The 16269-nt window shown below is 61.9% G+C and carries 15 protein-coding genes; 4 read left to right on the plus strand and 11 right to left on the minus strand.

The window, feature by feature from the left end:
- The first annotated feature begins 20 nt into the window (after positions 1-20).
- The 3 genes from ACSSVQ_RS02400 to ACSSVQ_RS02410 are packed head-to-tail and all read left to right on the plus strand — an operon-like array spanning position 21 to position 2190.
- The gene (locus ACSSVQ_RS02400; RefSeq protein ID WP_454180687.1) at positions 21-1178 is read left to right on the plus strand and encodes a bifunctional 2-C-methyl-D-erythritol 4-phosphate cytidylyltransferase/2-C-methyl-D-erythritol 2,4-cyclodiphosphate synthase; all 1158 of its coding nucleotides are present in this window, start codon (positions 21-23) and stop codon (positions 1176-1178) included.
- 20 nt (positions 1179-1198) lie between these two features.
- The gene (locus tag ACSSVQ_RS02405) at positions 1199-1699 is read left to right on the plus strand and encodes a phosphatidylglycerophosphatase A family protein (protein WP_293324297.1); all 501 of its coding nucleotides are present in this window, start codon (positions 1199-1201) and stop codon (positions 1697-1699) included.
- The gene (locus ACSSVQ_RS02410) at positions 1696-2190 is read left to right on the plus strand and encodes a CinA family protein (protein ID WP_454180688.1); all 495 of its coding nucleotides are present in this window, start codon (positions 1696-1698) and stop codon (positions 2188-2190) included. The genes ACSSVQ_RS02405 and ACSSVQ_RS02410 overlap by 4 nt, the downstream gene beginning before the upstream one ends.
- A 6-nt stretch (positions 2191-2196) precedes the next feature.
- Here the strand turns inward: ACSSVQ_RS02410 and ACSSVQ_RS02415 are convergent, their stop codons facing one another.
- The 11 genes from ACSSVQ_RS02415 to ACSSVQ_RS02465 all read right to left on the minus strand — a co-directional run bounded on the left by ACSSVQ_RS02415 (position 2197) and on the right by ACSSVQ_RS02465 (position 13956).
- The gene (locus tag ACSSVQ_RS02415) at positions 2197-2670 is read right to left on the minus strand and encodes a type II toxin-antitoxin system RatA family toxin (RefSeq protein ID WP_454180689.1); all 474 of its coding nucleotides are present in this window, start codon (positions 2668-2670) and stop codon (positions 2197-2199) included.
- Positions 2671-2678: 8 nt separating this feature from the next.
- Positions 2679-3656, minus strand: a complete 978-nt coding sequence (lipA, locus tag ACSSVQ_RS02420) for a lipoyl synthase (RefSeq protein WP_293324393.1) — start codon at positions 3654-3656, stop codon at positions 2679-2681.
- 80 nt (positions 3657-3736) lie between these two features.
- Entirely contained in the window at positions 3737-5269 is a 1533-nt protein-coding gene (locus ACSSVQ_RS02425; protein WP_454180690.1) for a sulfatase, read from the minus strand.
- A gap of 43 nt (positions 5270-5312) precedes the next feature.
- Complete coding sequence (locus ACSSVQ_RS02430) at positions 5313-6053, minus strand: TerC family protein (protein ID WP_454180691.1); 741 nt, start codon at positions 6051-6053, stop codon at positions 5313-5315.
- Positions 6054-6061: 8 nt separating this feature from the next.
- Positions 6062-7462 (minus strand): dihydrolipoyl dehydrogenase, encoded by a 1401-nt coding sequence (lpdA, locus tag ACSSVQ_RS02435; protein ID WP_454180692.1) that lies wholly within the window; start codon positions 7460-7462, stop codon positions 6062-6064.
- Positions 7463-7474: 12 nt separating this feature from the next.
- Positions 7475-8878 (minus strand): pyruvate dehydrogenase complex dihydrolipoamide acetyltransferase, encoded by a 1404-nt coding sequence (locus tag ACSSVQ_RS02440; RefSeq protein WP_454180693.1) that lies wholly within the window; start codon positions 8876-8878, stop codon positions 7475-7477.
- Positions 8879-8889: 11 nt separating this feature from the next.
- Positions 8890-10275 carry a pyruvate dehydrogenase complex E1 component subunit beta gene (locus ACSSVQ_RS02445; protein WP_454180694.1) on the minus strand — a complete coding sequence of 462 codons (1386 nt, stop codon included), beginning with the start codon at positions 10273-10275 and terminating at the stop codon, positions 8890-8892.
- A 5-nt stretch (positions 10276-10280) separates the two neighbouring features.
- A complete protein-coding gene (gene pdhA / locus ACSSVQ_RS02450) occupies positions 10281-11384 on the minus strand; it encodes a pyruvate dehydrogenase (acetyl-transferring) E1 component subunit alpha (RefSeq protein WP_454180695.1) in 1104 nt (367 codons plus the stop codon).
- Between the two features lie 148 nt (positions 11385-11532).
- Positions 11533-11862, minus strand: a complete 330-nt coding sequence (locus ACSSVQ_RS02455) for an FtsB family cell division protein (protein WP_454180696.1) — start codon at positions 11860-11862, stop codon at positions 11533-11535.
- 90 nt (positions 11863-11952) lie between these two features.
- A complete protein-coding gene (eno, locus tag ACSSVQ_RS02460; protein ID WP_454180697.1) occupies positions 11953-13227 on the minus strand; it encodes a phosphopyruvate hydratase in 1275 nt (424 codons plus the stop codon).
- A 183-nt stretch (positions 13228-13410) separates the two neighbouring features.
- Positions 13411-13956 carry a PadR family transcriptional regulator gene (locus ACSSVQ_RS02465; protein WP_454180698.1) on the minus strand — a complete coding sequence of 182 codons (546 nt, stop codon included), beginning with the start codon at positions 13954-13956 and terminating at the stop codon, positions 13411-13413.
- A gap of 362 nt (positions 13957-14318) precedes the next feature.
- Here ACSSVQ_RS02465 and ACSSVQ_RS02470 point away from each other — a divergent pair, with 362 nt between their 5' ends.
- Complete coding sequence (locus ACSSVQ_RS02470; protein ID WP_454180699.1) at positions 14319-16205, plus strand: DUF1302 domain-containing protein; 1887 nt, start codon at positions 14319-14321, stop codon at positions 16203-16205.
- The last annotated feature ends 64 nt before the right edge of the window (positions 16206-16269 follow it).

Consider the following 16269-nt stretch of genomic DNA (forward strand, 5'->3'; position numbering starts at 1 on the left):
GCAGAGCTTGAGGCTTGGTTATGAAGATTGCCGCTCTCATCGTCGCCGCCGGACGAGGCAGCCGGGCCGGGCCCGGGGCGCCGAAACAGTACCGCGATCTGGCCGGAGAACCGGTGCTGCGGCGCACATTGCGGGCCTTTTCGACCCATCCCAGCATCGACGCCGTGCTGACCGTCATTCATGCGGACGATCATGCCGCCTTCGACGATGCCGTCGCGGGCCTCGCCGGCCTCCTCCCGCCCGTGACCGGGGGCGACACGCGGCAGGCCTCCGTGCTGTTCGGGCTCGAGGCGCTGGAAGACCATGCCCCCGATGCCGTGCTCATTCATGACGCTGCGCGACCCTTCGTCTCGGCGCGGCTGATCGACGACACGATCAGGGCGCTTGAAACCCATCGCGGGGTCATGCCGGGCCTGCCGGTGGCCGATACGTTGCGCCACGCCCATAACGGGCTCGCAGGCGACGCGGTTTCGCGTGAAGGGTTGTGGCGCGCGCAGACCCCGCAAGGCTTCCACTTCCCTTCCATCCTTGCCGCTCATCGCGAGGCCCGCCGCGACGGCAACACATCGTATACGGACGATGTGGCCGTCGGGGCCGCCGCCGGGATCAAGGTCTCGGTCGTGCCGGGCGATGACGACAATTTCAAGATCACAAGCGCAGAGGATCTGATGCGTGCGACCAGACTGCTCGCCGGTGCGAGCGAATACCGCACCGGACAAGGCTTCGACGTGCATCGCTTCGGCCCCGGCGATCATGTGATGCTGTGCGGGGTGAAGGTGCCTCACTCTCACGGTCTTCTCGGGCATTCCGATGCCGATGCCGGGCTTCATGCCATTACCGACGCCATTCTGGGCGCCATCGCGCAGGGCGATATCGGCAAACACTTTCCGCCTTCCGATCCGCAATGGAAGGGCGCCTCATCCGATGTCTTTCTTGCCCATGCAGCCAGGCTCGCACGCGAGGCGGGCGCGGAGGTGACCCATGTAGACCTCACGCTGATTTGCGAGAAGCCCAAGATCGGACCGCATGCGGAGGCCATGCGCGAACGTATCTCGGACATCTTGCAGATCGGCCCGGAACGGGTCAGCGTGAAGGCCACGACGACGGAAGGGCTCGGCTTTACCGGGCGCGGAGAAGGCATCGCCGCCCAGGCCGCCGCGACGCTTCGCTTCCGCTGAAAAGGACGAGAGGACGCTTTATGGCGCAATTCACCAGCCCGCCTCGGGGACTTTCTCTCAGCCATCCGGTGGTGCTGATCGCCACATGGCTCGGCAGCGGCCTGCTGCCCAAGGCTCCCGGCACCTGGGGCTCTGTGGCAGCGGTCCCCTTCGCCCTGCTGATCTGGTGGGTCGGCGGCGCGTTCTGGCTGGCGCTTGCCGGCGTTCTCCTGTTCGGCGCCGGGTTATGGGCCTCGCAACGCTATGCGCTGGCGCTGGGGCGCGACGATCCGTCGGAGGTCGTGGTCGACGAGGTCGCCGCGCTCTGGCTGGTTCTGGCCGCCCTGCCCGTCACCCCGTTCAACTGGTTCGCCGGGTTCTTGCTGTTCCGCTTCTTCGACATCCTCAAACCCTGGCCTATCGGCTGGGCGGACGGTCGCATCAAGGGCGGGTTCGGCATTATGCTCGACGATGTCATCGCGGCCTTTTATGCCGTGCTTGTCTTCATCGTTGCCGACATTGCGATTGCGAGCCTGATATGAGCCTCTTTCCCACGCGCCTTCTTCATCTTGCGGAATTGCTGGTCGGCGATTTGAAGGATGCGGGGCTGAAAATCGTTACCGCGGAATCCTGCACCGGCGGGCTGATTGCCGGGCTTCTGACCGAAGTGCCGGGATCTTCCGCCGTGGTGGAGCGCGGGTTCGTCGTCTATTCCAACGAGGCCAAGCGCGAGATGCTGGATGTGCCGGGCGATCTCATCGCCGATTTCGGCGCGGTGAGCGAGCCTGTCGCCCGCGCCATGGCGGAAGGCGCGCTCAACAACAGCCGGGCGCATATCGCGATTTCCGTGACAGGCATTGCCGGACCCGGCGGCGGCACGCCGATGAAGCCGGTCGGCCTCGTTCATTTCGGCGCGGCGCGGATGAACCGGCGGCTGGAACATGAGATGGAGAGGTTCGGCGATATCGGGCGCGGCGAGATCCGGATGAACAGCATCGAGACGGCGCTTAATCTTGCACGCCGGATGATGTGAACGCCGTTAACTTTCTGCCGTGTTCCCGTAAAGTTCGTCCGCGCGCTGAAGAAAAGCGCCCATCATCTTCATCAATGCCCGATCAAAGAACTCGCCGATCAGGCGTTCGAGCATGCGGCTCTTGAATTCGAAGTCGATGGAGAAATAGACGCGCGAGCCGCCATTGGGCAGTTCCTCGAAGCGCCATTTGTTCATCAGATATTTGAACGGGCCCTTGATATAGCCGACATCGATGGTGAGTTTTGCAGGGTCCAGCACGACGCGGCTGGTAAACTGCTCGCGCAACAGCTTGTAGGAGACGATGAGGTCGGCCACGACGATTTCGCCGCCCGGCGCTTCATCGCCCGCGGGCTCGCGCTTGCGGATGCGGGCCGCATTGCACCAGGGCAGGAAATCCGAATAGCTCGCAATATCGGCGACGAGCGCATACATGTCGCGCGCCGGATAAGGCACGTCCTGGCTCTGCTCATGCGCGGGCATGCGACGCCTCAGGCCCCTTTGCCGTCGACGGCCGCGTTGCGGGCGTCCTGCAGCTTCGCGAAATCCTCATCCGCGTGATAGGAGGAGCGCGTCAGCGGGCTCGACGAGACCAGCAGGAACCCCTTGGTCCGCGCAATCGTCTCATAAGATTTGAACTCCTCCGGCGTCACGAAACGGTCGATGGCCGCATGTTTGCGCGTGGGCTGGAGATACTGACCGATGGTGAGGAAATCGATATCCGCAGAGCGCATGTCGTCCATCACCTGAAGCACTTCCTCGCGCGCTTCGCCAAGGCCGACCATGATGCCGGACTTGGTGAAGATCGTCGGGTCGAGTTCCTTCACCCGCTGCAGCAGGCGTAGCGAATGGAAATAGCGCGCGCCGGGACGGATCTTCAGATAGAGCCGCGGCACGGTTTCCAGATTGTGGTTGAAGACGTCGGGGCGCGCTTCCACGACGCGCTCCAGCGCGCCGTCCTTGCGCAGGAAGTCCGGCGTCAGGATTTCGACCGTGGTGCCGGGCGAATATTCGCGGATGCGCTCGATCACATCGACGAAATGCTGTGCGCCGCCATCGGCGAGGTCGTCGCGGTCCACCGAGGTGATGACCACATGGCGCAGGCCGAGCTTGGCAACGGCCTCGGCCACATGTTCAGGTTCTTTCGTATCGACGGGGGCCGGCAGACCGGTCTTCACATTGCAGAACGAACAGGCGCGCGTGCAGGTGTCGCCCAGGATCATCATGGTGGCGTGCTTCTTGGTCCAGCATTCGCCGATATTCGGGCAGCCGGCTTCCTCGCACACCGTGACGAGCTCGTGATCCTTCACGATCTTCTTCGTCTCGCGATAGACGGGCGAGCCGGGCGCCTTCACGCGGATCCATTCCGGTTTGCGCAGAATGGGCGTGTCGGGGCGATGGGCTTTTTCAGGATGGCGCGGGCGCGGCTTCGCGCTTTCCGCCTGCGTTTTATCGACGATCGTGACCATAAGCTCCGCCATATGCCGGGGTATTCAGGACATGGATAGACGTTCTGACAGATTCAAGCAAATCATCCGTGAATCCGGATTCAATTCAAGCCGAGACGGGTAAACTGCGCATCGGGCGCTTCCAGCTCGCGCAGGGCGCTTTCGAGCGCTTCGGCCAGCTCCTTTTCCTTTGCGGTGCCGGCGAGATTGCGCTCCTCAACAGGATCGTCGGAAAGGTTGAAGAGATGGTTGCCGGTGAATTTCGCCCGCGCCCAGAAGGGAACGGCGTCGCTCTCGTCCCATGGCTGGTGAATGACCGGCACGTCGCTGCCGGGCATGCGGTCGAGAAAGGCGCGATCATCGGGCAGCGGCAGTTCCTGTTCCCGCGTCAGCACATGGGTGGGCATGGTGGACCAGCGGTTGGAGAGCATGGCAAGCGGCGCGTTGCTGTCCGAGGGCGCGCGGGCATATTTGTGCATGCCGTCGATATAGTGGACCTCCCTGCCCCAGACGCCGGTCAGCAGCCAGTCGCGCACCGACGCAGCCTCGCCGGAGAGAAGCGGCAGTAGCGATTTCCCGTGCGTGCGCTGGCGCGCCTCGACGCCAAAGAGATCGGCGAGCGTCGCGAAGAGGTCGACGCTGGTGGTGAGCGCGTCGCAGGTGCCGGGTTCAACGCCGGGATGCGCAAGCATCAGCGGGATATGGCCGAGCGGCTCATAGACCGGAACGCCGGGTTTGCCCCAGATGTCCTTCTCGCCGAGATAATGGCCGTGATCGGTGCAGAGGATGACGAGCGTGTCGTCCCACAAGTTATTGCGGTCCAGCGCGTCGAGCAGCTTGCCAAACCAGGCGTCGATCATGGTGAGCTTGCCGCCGTAGCAGGCGCGAATCTGCCTTGCCTGCCGTTCGTCGAGAATGCCCTTCTCGATAGCGCCGCGAATATAGGGCGGCCAGATGAGATGGGGGCCCTCCCAGTCGGCGTCATACATGGAGGCATAGGGCTCCGGCGTGTCGAAAGGCTCATGCGGGTCGAACTCGTCGATGAAGAGCATGAAGCGGTCGTGATGGCCCGCATTCTCGTCGATCCAGCGGGCGGCGGCGCCCATGGTGCGGGGGCCGGGAAAATCTTCCTCGCCCTTGAACCAGCCGCGCGAATTGTCATAGGGCATGTGGCGGTCGAAAAGGAATTGCGGCGCACCGGCCCAGCTCGGATCGGGGCGCGTCTTCCACAAATCGCCCTCATGACCGCGCTGATAATCCCAGGCGGAAAAATCGACGTGGTAGTTCTCGCCGCCGGTCTCGAAGAGATGGGGATGGTCGGAGATGAGCTGCGTCGTCACGCCTTTCGCGCGCAGCTCATAGGTGATGGCGTCTTCCCAGATCTCGACGGAGCCCCAGGGGCGCCAGAGGAAATCGAGCGCGCCGCAGAGAATGTCGTGCCGCGCAGGCATGCAAGGCAATGAGCCGGTGAAATGGTTCGTAAAGCGCGTCGCGCGCTGCGCGAAGCGGTCGAGATGCGGCGTTGCGAACTCGGTGCCGCCATAGGCGCCCAGCATGTGGCGGTTGAGGCTGTCGAGCAGTATGACGACGGCGTTTGCCGGCTTCTTCAAGCCGGTCTCATCGGTACGTGCCATCCGGTCTCCTCCCCCATACGGCGCGACGAATATTCCTTCAAGGCTACTCTTTCCGGGCGGCTCTTTCAGCCCTGCGGCGCGAGGCCCAGAGATTGAGCGCTTCCACGCCGACCGAGAAGGCCACGGCGAAGTAGAGATAGCCCTTCGGAATATGGAAATGCAGGCCGTCCGCAATGAGCGAGACGCCGATCAGGATGAGGAAGCTGAGCGCCAGCATCTTCACCGTCGGATGCTTCTCGACAAAGGCGCTGACGGGCTCGGCGGCAAAAATCATCACGATGACGGCGATGACCACGGCGGTCGCCATGATCTCGAAATGGTCGGACATGCCGACGGCGGTCATGACGCTGTCGAAGGAAAAGACGATGTCGATGACGGCGATCTGAAGCACGACCATGGCAAGGGCGCTCTTCGCAACCTTTGCGGGTCCGCATTGCTCCTCCTCCTCGCCCTCCACGGATTCATGGATTTCGAGGGTGGATTTCGCGAGCAGGAAAAGGCCGCCTCCCATAAGCAGCAGGTCGCGCCATGAAACGGCAAAGTCCTCCAGCGTGAAAACGGGATCGGTCAGCGTGACCACCCAGGCGGCGGACGCCAGCAGGCCGAGCCGCGTAACCACGGCGGCCAGCAGACCGAGCCTTCGGCCGAGCTTCTGCTGACTTTTCGGCAGACGCCCGGCGATAATCGACAGGAAGATCAGATTGTCGACGCCGAGAACGACCTCGAGCACCGTCAGCGTTGCAAGGCTTGCCCAGGCACCGGGCGTCAACAAAATGTCGAACATATTCGCCGTCAGATATGGAGTGCTCTCTGATACGCATCGAGCACGGACTCATGCATCATCTCCGACAATGTGGGATGTGGGAAGATGGTGTGCATCAGCTCGGCTTCGGTCGTCTCCAGATTTTTGGCCACCGTATAGCCCTGAATGAGCTCTGTCACCTCTGCGCCGATCATATGCGCGCCGAGCAGTTCGCCGGTTTTCTCATCGAAAATGGTCTTGATGAGCCCCTGATCTTCCCCGAGCGCGATGGCCTTGCCATTGCCGGTGAAGGGAAAACGGCCGACCTTGACCTTGTGGCCCTTCTCCGTCGCCTGCGCCTCGGTGAGGCCGACGCTGGCGATCTGCGGCGCGGAATAGGTGCAACCTGGCACTTTCTTCACGTCGAGCGGATGAAGCCCTTTCACGCCGGCCATATGCTCCACGGCGATGACGCCTTCATGCATGGCCTTGTGGGCAAGCCAGGGCGCGCCGACGAGATCGCCGATGGCATAGACGCCCTTCACGCCGGTGCGGAGCCATTCATCGACGACGACATGGCCCTTCTCGACCTTGATGCCTGCGTCTTCCAGCCCGATCTTTTCGACATTGCCGGTGATGCCGACGGCGGAGATGACGCGCTCGACCTCGATGGTTTCGGATTTGCCCTGAGCGTTGGTCACGGTCGCCTTGACGCCGTCCTTCTGCTTGTCGAGCTTTTCGACCTTGGCGCCCGTCATGATTTTCATGCCGCGCTTCTTGAAGGCGCGGGCCGCCATTTTGGAGATTTCCTCGTCTTCGACCGGCAGGATGCGGTCCATCACCTCGACGACCGTGACCTCGCAGCCGAAGGCGCGATAGAAACTCGCAAACTCGATACCGATGGCGCCGGAACCGACGACCAGCAGCGATTTCGGCATGGCTTCGGGCACCATGGCCTCGCGATAGGTCCAGACGAGTTTGCCGTCGGGTTCGAGCCCCGGCAGGGTCCGCGCCCGCGCGCCGGTGGCGAGGGTGATGTTCTTCGCCTTCAGGGTCTGTTTGCCGTCTTTCGTCTCGGCCTCAACGACACCTTCGCCCGCGAGACGGCCGGAGCCTTCGATGACGTCGATCTTGTTCTTCTTCATCAGGAAGCCGACGCCCTTTGAGAGGCGCTCGGAGACTTCGCGGCTGCGCTTCACGATGGCGGCGGCGTCATAGGACGGGTTTTCGACCTTGAGGCCGAACTCCTCCGCCCGCTCGATGAGGTCGTAGACTTCCGCCGAGCGCAACAAGGCCTTGGTCGGGATGCAGCCCCAGTTGAGGCAGATGCCGCCCAGCTTGTCGCGTTCCACGATGGCGGTCTTCATGCCGAGTTGCGCGGCGCGCACCGCCGCCACATAGCCGCCGGGGCCGGAACCGATGATGACGAGGTCGTAGCTTTTCTCACTCATGGGTCCGCCTCCTCACAGCAACATACGGGCGGGGAATTCCACGAAGCCCTTGAAGGCATCGAGGAATCGGGCACCGAGCGCCCCGTCGATCGCGCGGTGGTCGCAGGACATGGTGACGGTCATCACGGTCGCCACCTCGACCTTGCCATCCACCACCACGGTCCTCTCCTCGCCCGCGCCGACAGCCAGGATGGCGGCCTGCGGCGGATTGATGACGGCGGTGAAGTTTTTGATACCGAACATGCCGAGATTGGAGATGGAGAAGGAACCGCCTTCGAACTCAGACGGTTTCAGCTTGCGGTCGCGGGCGCGCGCCGCCAGCTCCTTTGCTTCCGTCGCGATCTGAGCGAGCCCCTTGCCTTCCGCCGCCCGCAGGATCGGCGTGATGAGACCACCATCGAGCGCGACGGCAATGCCGATATCTGCATGTTTGTGCTTCAGGAGCGCATCGCCCGCAAAGGAGACATTCGCGTCCGGCACTTTCTTCAACGCCAGCGCGGCTGCGCGGATGAGGAAGTCGTTCACCGACAATTTCACGCCGCTATCGGCCAGCTCATTGTTGAGTTCCTTCCGGACACGGAGCAACTCGTCCAGCCGGCAATCCACCGTCAGGTAGAAATGCGGGATTTCCTGCATGGATTGCGTCAGGCGGCGCGCAATCGTCTTGCGCATGCCGTCGAGCGGCACTTCCTCATAGGAGCCTTCCTCGTAGAAGGCGCGCGCATCGATGCTCTGGGCGGGCGCCATGGCCTGTCCCGCTGCACGCGGTGCGGCGGCTCCCGGTTTCGCGCCTTCCACGTCGGCGCGCACGATGCGCCCATGCGGGCCGGAGCCTTTCAGGCTCTTGAGATCGACACCCTTTTGCGAGGCGATGCGGCGGGCAAGCGGGCTGGCGAAAATGCGCTCGCCACTGGAATCCGTCGGCGCGGGCGGCGCCTTGCCGCCGGGATCGAGTTCCTTCTTCGCAGGCTTCTGCTTCGAGCCCTGCTGCGCCGGAGCGGATTTGCTTTCGCTTTCCGGTTTTCCGGAAGAGGCTTCCTTAGCGCCCTCCTCTTTCTTTTCAGGCTTGCCGCTTTCTTTCGATCCGCTTTCTTTCGATCCGGCGGCAGCATTCCCGCTTGTCAGCGGCGAGTCCTTCGAGGGGTCATAACCTTCGAGATCGTCCTCGCTTTCGCCTTCCTGCAACAGGACGGCGATGGGCTTGTTGACGGCTACGCCTTCAGTGCCTTCATCGACAAGGATCTGGCCGACCGTGCCTTCATCGGCGGCTTCCACCTCCATGGTGGCCTTGTCGGTTTCGATCTCGGCGATCACATCGCCGGAGTTGACGGTGTCGCCTTTCTTGACGTGCCATTTGGCAAGCGTGCCCTCTTCCATGGTGGGCGAGAGGGCGGGCATCAGAACCGGTGTCGGCATGTTTCCCTCCCTCAGCGATAGCAGACGGTTTTCACCGCCTCTATCACTTCATCCGCATTCGGAAGTGCGAGTTTTTCCAGATTGGCCGCATAGGGCATGGGCACATCCTTTTGCGTGACGCGAAGGATCGGCGCATCGAGATAGTCGAAGGCCTTGGCCTGCACCTGGGCGGCAATTTCCGCGCCGACGCCGCAATGGGGCCAGGTCTCATCCACCGTCACGACGCGGTTCGTCTTCTTGACGGACTCGATCACCGTGTCGATGTCGAGCGGGCGAATGGTGCGCAAATCGATGAGTTCCGCACTGATGCCTTCTTCTTCGAGCTTCGCCATCGCATCGAGGCAATAGGTGATGCCGTGACTGTAGGAAACGAGCGTCACATCCGTGCCTTCCTTCATCACCCGCGCCTTGCCGATGGGCAGCGTGTAATCGTCGAGCTGCGGCACGTCGAAGCTTTTGCCGTAGAGCACTTCGTTTTCGAGGAAGATGACCGGGTTCGGATCGCGGATGGCGGCCTTCAGCAGGCCCTTCGCATCGGCGGCCGAGTAAGGCGCGATGACGATGAGGCCCGGAATATGCGCATACCAGGACGCGTAATCCTGGCTGTGCTGCGCGCCGACGCGCGCCGCCGGGCCGTTGGGCCCGCGAAACACGATGGGACAGGACATCTGGCCGCCGGACATGTAGCGCGTCTTGGCGGCCGAGTTGATGAGATGGTCCATCGCCTGCATGGCGAAGTTGAAGGTCATGAACTCCACGACGGGACGGAGCCCGGCCATGGCCGCGCCGACGCCGAGGCCTGCGAAACCATGTTCCGTGATCGGCGTATCGACCACGCGCTTGTCGCCGAATTCGGCGAGCAGGCCCTGCGTGACCTTGTAGGCGCCTTCATATTGCGCAACCTCTTCGCCCATGACGAAGACGCGCGTGTCGCGGCGCATCTCTTCGGCCATCGCGTCGCGCAGCGCTTCACGGACGGTCTGTTCCTCGAATTCGGTTCCTTCGGGAATTTCAGGATCGGAGGCGACCTCGACCGCGGGCGGGGCCGGCGCCTCATCGCTCTCTTCGTCGGGTTCTTCCGCCTTCGGCGCTTCGGTCTTTTCCTGCGGCGCGGATGCCTCCACCTTTTCTTCGCTCACGCTTTCGGCGTCTTCGCCCTCGCCGGCCAGAAGCGCGATGACTTCATTGACCTTCACATTCTCCGTGCCTTCCGGCACGACGATCTTTGCGACCGTACCGTCATCGGCGGCTTCCACTTCCATCGTCGCCTTGTCGGTTTCGATTTCCGCGATCACGTCGCCGGAGCTGACGGAGTCGCCTTCCTTCACATGCCATTTGGCGAGCGTGCCCTCTTCCATGGTGGGCGACAGCGCGGGCATTGTTACCTTGATCGACATGTTGCTCAGGCCTCCGCGCTCAGTTCGACCACATCCGTCCAGAGTTCGGAGGGATCCGGTTCGGGCGAGGATTGCGCGAATTCCGCGGCCCCGTTGACGACATTCTTGATTTCCTTGTCGATGCCTTTCAGCTCGTCTTCGCTCATCCCGTGATCCTCGATCAGGCGCTTCCTCACCTGTTCGATGGGGTCATGCTCGGAGCGCATCTTGTTCACTTCTTCCTTCGCGCGGTATTTGGCCGGGTCGGACATGGAGTGGCCGCGATAGCGATAGGTCATCATTTCCAGGATGTAAGGCCCCTTGCCCGCGCGGCACCATTCCACCGCCTTTCGGCCCGCCTCGCGCACGGCGCGGACATCCATGCCGTCCACTTCCTCACCCGGGATGTTGAAGCTCAACCCGCGCTTGGAGAGGTCGGTCTGTGCCGAAGAGCGCGCCACGCTGGTGCCCATGGCATAGCGGTTGTTCTCGATCACATAGATGACCGGCAACTGCCAGAGCTCGGCCATGTTGAAGCTTTCATAGACCTGACCCTGATTGGTGGCGCCGTCGCCGAAGAAGGTCAGGCAGACACGATCCGTATCGTTGTACTGATTGGAGAAGGCGAGGCCCGTTCCGATGGGCACCGGGGCGCCGACGATGCCGTGGCCGCCGTAAAAATTCTTTTCGATGCTGAACATATGCATCGAGCCGCCCTTGCCTTTGGAATAGCCCCCTTCCCGGCCGGTCAGCTCGGCCATGACGCCTTTCGGGTCCATGCCGACCGCCAGCATGTGGCCGTGGTCGCGGTAGGAGGTGACGACCTGATCGCCGTCCTCGATCGCCCCCTTCATGCCGGTGACGACCGCTTCCTGGCCGATATAAAGATGGCAGAAGCCGCCGATGAGGCCCATGCCGTACATCTGGCCCGCCTTCTCCTCGAAGCGGCGGATCAGCAGCATGTCGCGATAGGCCTGCAACTCCTCTTCCTTGCCGAAATCCGCAGGCGCGCTCCCGGAGGCAGACGACTTCCGGCGAGACGTATTCCTCGACGTGTTTTTGGCGGATGAAGAGGTTTTTCCGGACGTCTTTTTTCCGGAGGTTGCGCTCGTGCGGGAGCGAGTAGCCATGGGGGGCAGCCTCCATATTCAGCTTTTGTGCAGCACCATGTTGCACCTGCTATTGGAGACAGCTTACCGGCTGTTCGTAAAGGTTTGTTTTCAAAAAGATTTTTAACGATTAACCTGATTTAGGTTAATCATGCTTCACTGCAATCGATTAGCGATTTCGGCCGGAACGATCGAGAATGATAATTTCGTTCGGATCAGCATAACCAAGCGTCGCCCGCGCCCGCTCGTCGAGCAAATCGGGGTCGAGGCTTTCGGGCCGCAGAAGGGCCACACGCCTTTCCAGACGCTCCCTTTCGCCGCGGACTTCCTTCAGCTCTCCGTGAAGCGTTTCAACCCGATCCTGAAGCGCCAGCCAGTTGATGAAGCCGTAGCGTCCATGCATCGCGTGATAGGCGAAATAGGCAATCGCTATCGCGGCGACGAGCGGTACGAGCGCGTCGCGCAGACGAAGGTTCCGAGAGGGGCGAATCAGGTTCAAAGTCTCCATGACCGAAAGGAATCACATCGTGATTCTTTCGGTCAAGGACTATTGACTCGCCGGAAGCGAAATGATTCTCGAACGGCTCGTTCAGCCCTTCAGAACCGAGGTTCCGGCATATTCCGCGGCCGGGCCCAGCGCCTCTTCGATGCGGATGAGCTGGTTGTATTTGGCCAGGCGGTCGGAGCGCGCGAGCGACCCGGTCTTGATCTGCCCGCAATTGGTCGCAACCGCGAGATCGGCGATGGTCGCGTCCTCGGTTTCGCCGGACCGGTGGGACATGACGGCGGTGTAGTGCGCGCGCTGCGCCATCTCCACCGATTCCAGCGTCTCGGTGAGCGACCCGATCTGGTTCACCTTCACGAGAATGGAGTTCGCGACGCCACGATCGATGCCGTCCTTCAGGCGTTTCTTGTTGGTGACGAAGAGGTCGTCGCCGACAAGCTGCACACGCTCGCCCATGGCGTCGGTCAGCGCCTTCCAGCCATCCCAGTCGTCTTCGGCCATGCCGTCTTCGATGGAGATGATCGGATAGCGGCTCACGAGGTCGACGTAATAGTCGACCATGCCGGCGGCATCGAGCTTCTTGCCCTCGCCCTTCAGATTGTAGACGCCGTTTTCGAAGAACTCGGTCGAGGCGGCGTCGAGCGCGAGATAGATGTCTTCGCCCGGCTTGTAGCCGGCCTTCTCGATGGCCTTCATGATGAAACCGATGGCTTCGTCGGTGGAGGACAGGTTCGGCGCAAAGCCGCCTTCATCGCCCACATTGGTGTTGTGCCCGGCGGATTTCAGCTCGCTCTTCAGCGTGTGGAAGACTTCCGAGCCCATCCGCACCGCATCCGCGATGGAAGCGGCGGCGACCGGCATGATCATGAATTCCTGGATGTCGATCGGATTGTCGGCATGTTCGCCGCCATTCACGATGTTCATCATCGGCACCGGCAGGATGCGCGCCGAGGGACCGCCCAGATAGCGGAACAGATGCTGGCCGAGCGAAGCGGCTTCGGCCTTGGCCATGGCGAGCGACACGCCGAGGATCGCATTGGCGCCGAGACGGGATTTGTTTTCCGTGCCGTCGAGTTCGCACATGATCCGGTCGATCTGGATCTGCTCGCCGGCATCCATGCCGCCAATGGCATCGAAGATTTCGCCGTTCACCGCGTCCACTGCCTGCTGGACGCCCTTGCCCTTGTAGCGCTCGCCGCCGTCGCGCAGTTCCACGGCCTCATGGGCGCCCGTGGACGCACCAGACGGCACGGCGGCACGGCCCAGCGCGCCGTCATCCAGCAAGACATCGACTTCGACCGTCGGATTGCCGCGGCTGTCCAGGATTTCCCGGCCAATGATATCGATGATGGCTGCCATTGAGATTCGCTCCACTGGGTTGTTTTTTCTGGATCGGGACCTGAATGCGCCTGCAAACGCCCGTCCCGGTGCCGGCCTTTCGACCGGCACAGGATTGGGCGTTTTCATAGCGGACAGGCGGGGCCGGCGAAAGCCCCTTAATCCCCCAATTGGAGCCTCATACCATCCCCCGAGGCACGAATATCAGTTGGCCGCCGCCATCCGGGCGGGACCATAGGCACTGTCGAGCAGCCATTCGCGGTTCTGGCGGATATAGGCCAGTTGAGCCTCGACGATCGCGCGTCCCAGACCGGCCGCGAAGACCTGCCCGGCATTGCGCTCCTGCTCGGCCTCCCGGCGGTCGAGATCCCCGAGTATCCGCTCCGATTCCTCAGTCTGCCGGTCCAGCAGTTCCTCGAGCCTTTCGCGCGGCAGAAACGGCGCGAAGGACAGGATGAAAAGGAATTCCGAGCGGAGCTTGTGCTTGGCCGTGCAGGTCATCAGCGCATCCAGACAGGCGCGCCTCCCCGCTTCGGTCAACTCGTAGATCTTTTTGTTCGGCCGATTGTCCTGTTCGACTTTTTCGAAGGTGACCAGCCCTTCAGTCGCCAGCTCATTCAGCGCCGGATAAAGGTTTGAAAGACTTACATCGAGCAGTTCAGAGATGTCCTGCTCCATGATTTTCTTGATGTCATAGCCAGTGGCTGGACCGCCCATCAATACGCTGAGCAGCAATTCCTTGGTGTTCAACCCGCTTCCCTCCCCGTCAGCAGATTTCATTTCAAAAACCGGTTTTGTCTTCGGTGTGCCCTCCCGGCACTTGCCTCGTGAGTTATTTGTCTATATCGGGTTCATATATAGGTTTTTTAGACCTAGAATGAATAGATATATAACAGATTGACCACACGACGTATCACTCCTCCTCCTCCTCCTCGATCGTCAAGGTCAGCATCCCTCACCACCTCGTAGCCGGCTCCGGCGGGGCCGGCTGCATACTTTACCCAACCGCCGATAGGGAACGCTAACAGGGAACTCCTAGCAGCTAGGGGGGTAACAATATGAAATTACGGGTACTTAGCGGGTCTGTCACCCGCGAAGATCGGCGGAGTACGTTGCTTTCTGCAATATTCGCCGCCTCAGCGCTTCTTGCCGCTACGTTTTCCGGGGCCGCGCATGCGGAGGAATTCAAGTTCGGCGACCTCAGCATTTCGACCGCGACCACGCTGAAAGCCGGTGTGACCATGCGTGCAAGCGCACGCGACTGCCGCCATGTGAACTCCAAGAACGGCGGATGTGTGCAGCCCGACGGCGCCGGCACCGGCATGAACTCCGATAACGGCAATCTGAACTTCGGCCCGGGCGACATCACCAGCGCCACCGTCCGCGCCACGATGGACATTGCGGGCAAGTGGAAGAATTACGGCTTCTTCGTCCGTCCGACCGCCTTCTACGACCAGGTCTATGCCGCCAACAACATGGATTTCTACGACCTGACGCCGACGGCGCAGGGCGTGGCGAATGGCGAGGCGAAGATCCTCGATGCCTATGTCTATGGTTCCTTCGACATCGCCGGCCACCAGACCACCATCCGCTTCGGCAAACAGGTGCTGAACTGGGGCGAAAGCCTGTTCATTCAGGGCGGCGTCAACGGCTTCCAGGCCGCCGACGTGACGGCGATCCGCGCGCCCGGTTCGGAACTGCGCGAAGGCTACACGGCGATGCCGATGCTGGTCTTCCAGACCGCGCTGACGCCGGATATCAGCCTTGAGGCTTTCTGGCAGTTCGCCTATTCGATTACGCGCCTCGACCCGGCCGGCTCGTTCTTCTCCACAGACGACATTACGGGCCCGGGCTCGCTTGCAGCGGTGCTGAATGCGTTCAAGGACGATCCGCAGAACTGCGTGGCCGACGACGCCTCTTTGATCGAATACGGTACGGCGGCGTTTCTTCAGAACAAGAATCTCATCTGCCTGTCGCGCACGGCCGACCGGGGGCAGGACTCCACCAACCAGTTCGGCGCCGCGCTGCACTACTATGCCGCCGATGTCGGCATGGGCACGGATTTCGGTCTCTACTATGTCCGTTATTCCAGCCGACTGCCCTACCTGTCCTTTACCAATGGTCCTTTTGATATGGCCGGTGCCTGCGGATTTGTCGGCGGTTGCGTGGACCAGAACTCCGTCAACCTTGCATTCGCCTATGCCGCCAATCACTCCACCTATTATTACGACTTCCCGACCATCGAAACGATCGGCGCCAGCTTTAACACCACGGTGGGAACAACCGCCGTCGCCGGCGAGCTGACCTTCCATCCCAAAATGCCCTTCGGCATCAACGACATGGCGAACAACGCCGCGCAGATCGACGGTCTCGGCGGTACGCCCCTGCTGACGGGCGGCGCAGCCACCTCGATCAGCGAGGGGATTTTCGAGCCGGGTATCGGCCAGTCCACGGCCTCGCATATCGATCTCGACGCCTATCAGGGTCAGTTCAACACGATCGACTCCTATTCCTCGACGGATCTGATCCCGTCGACGCTGGGCGCCGACAGCGGCTACTTCCTGTTCAATATGGGCTTCGTCTATGTGCCGAACGCGGACAGATATCCGCTGAACCGGCCCGGCCCGGAAGGCGGGTACTACAACGCCGCAGGTGCCGCGATCCTCGCCGGCTCGCCGACCGCGACCAACCCCCAATATGCGACGGACTGGTCGACGGGCTATGTGATGCGTCTGGGCGTGGACTACAACAACGCCTTCAATACGCCCTTCACCGTGTCGCCCTATCTGGCATGGCGCCAGGACCTCACCGGCTGGTCGCCCGGCCCGAACACGGCCAACTACCAGCAGGGCCTGAAACAGGTCGGTATCGGTGTCGGCATCGACTACCAGAGCTCATGGCGCGCGAACCTCGCCTATGTGAACACGTTCTCGAACGACTGGACGGTGACGATGACCGACCGCGATTACGTGCAGGCGAGCATCTCCTACGCATTCTGATCCCCGGATCGGACCACGACCAACCCCGGGGGCTTCCGCCTCCGGGGTTTTTCTTTTCCGGCCC

It is taken from the genome of Parvibaculum sp. MBR-TMA-1.3b-4.2, from assembly GCF_053628815.1.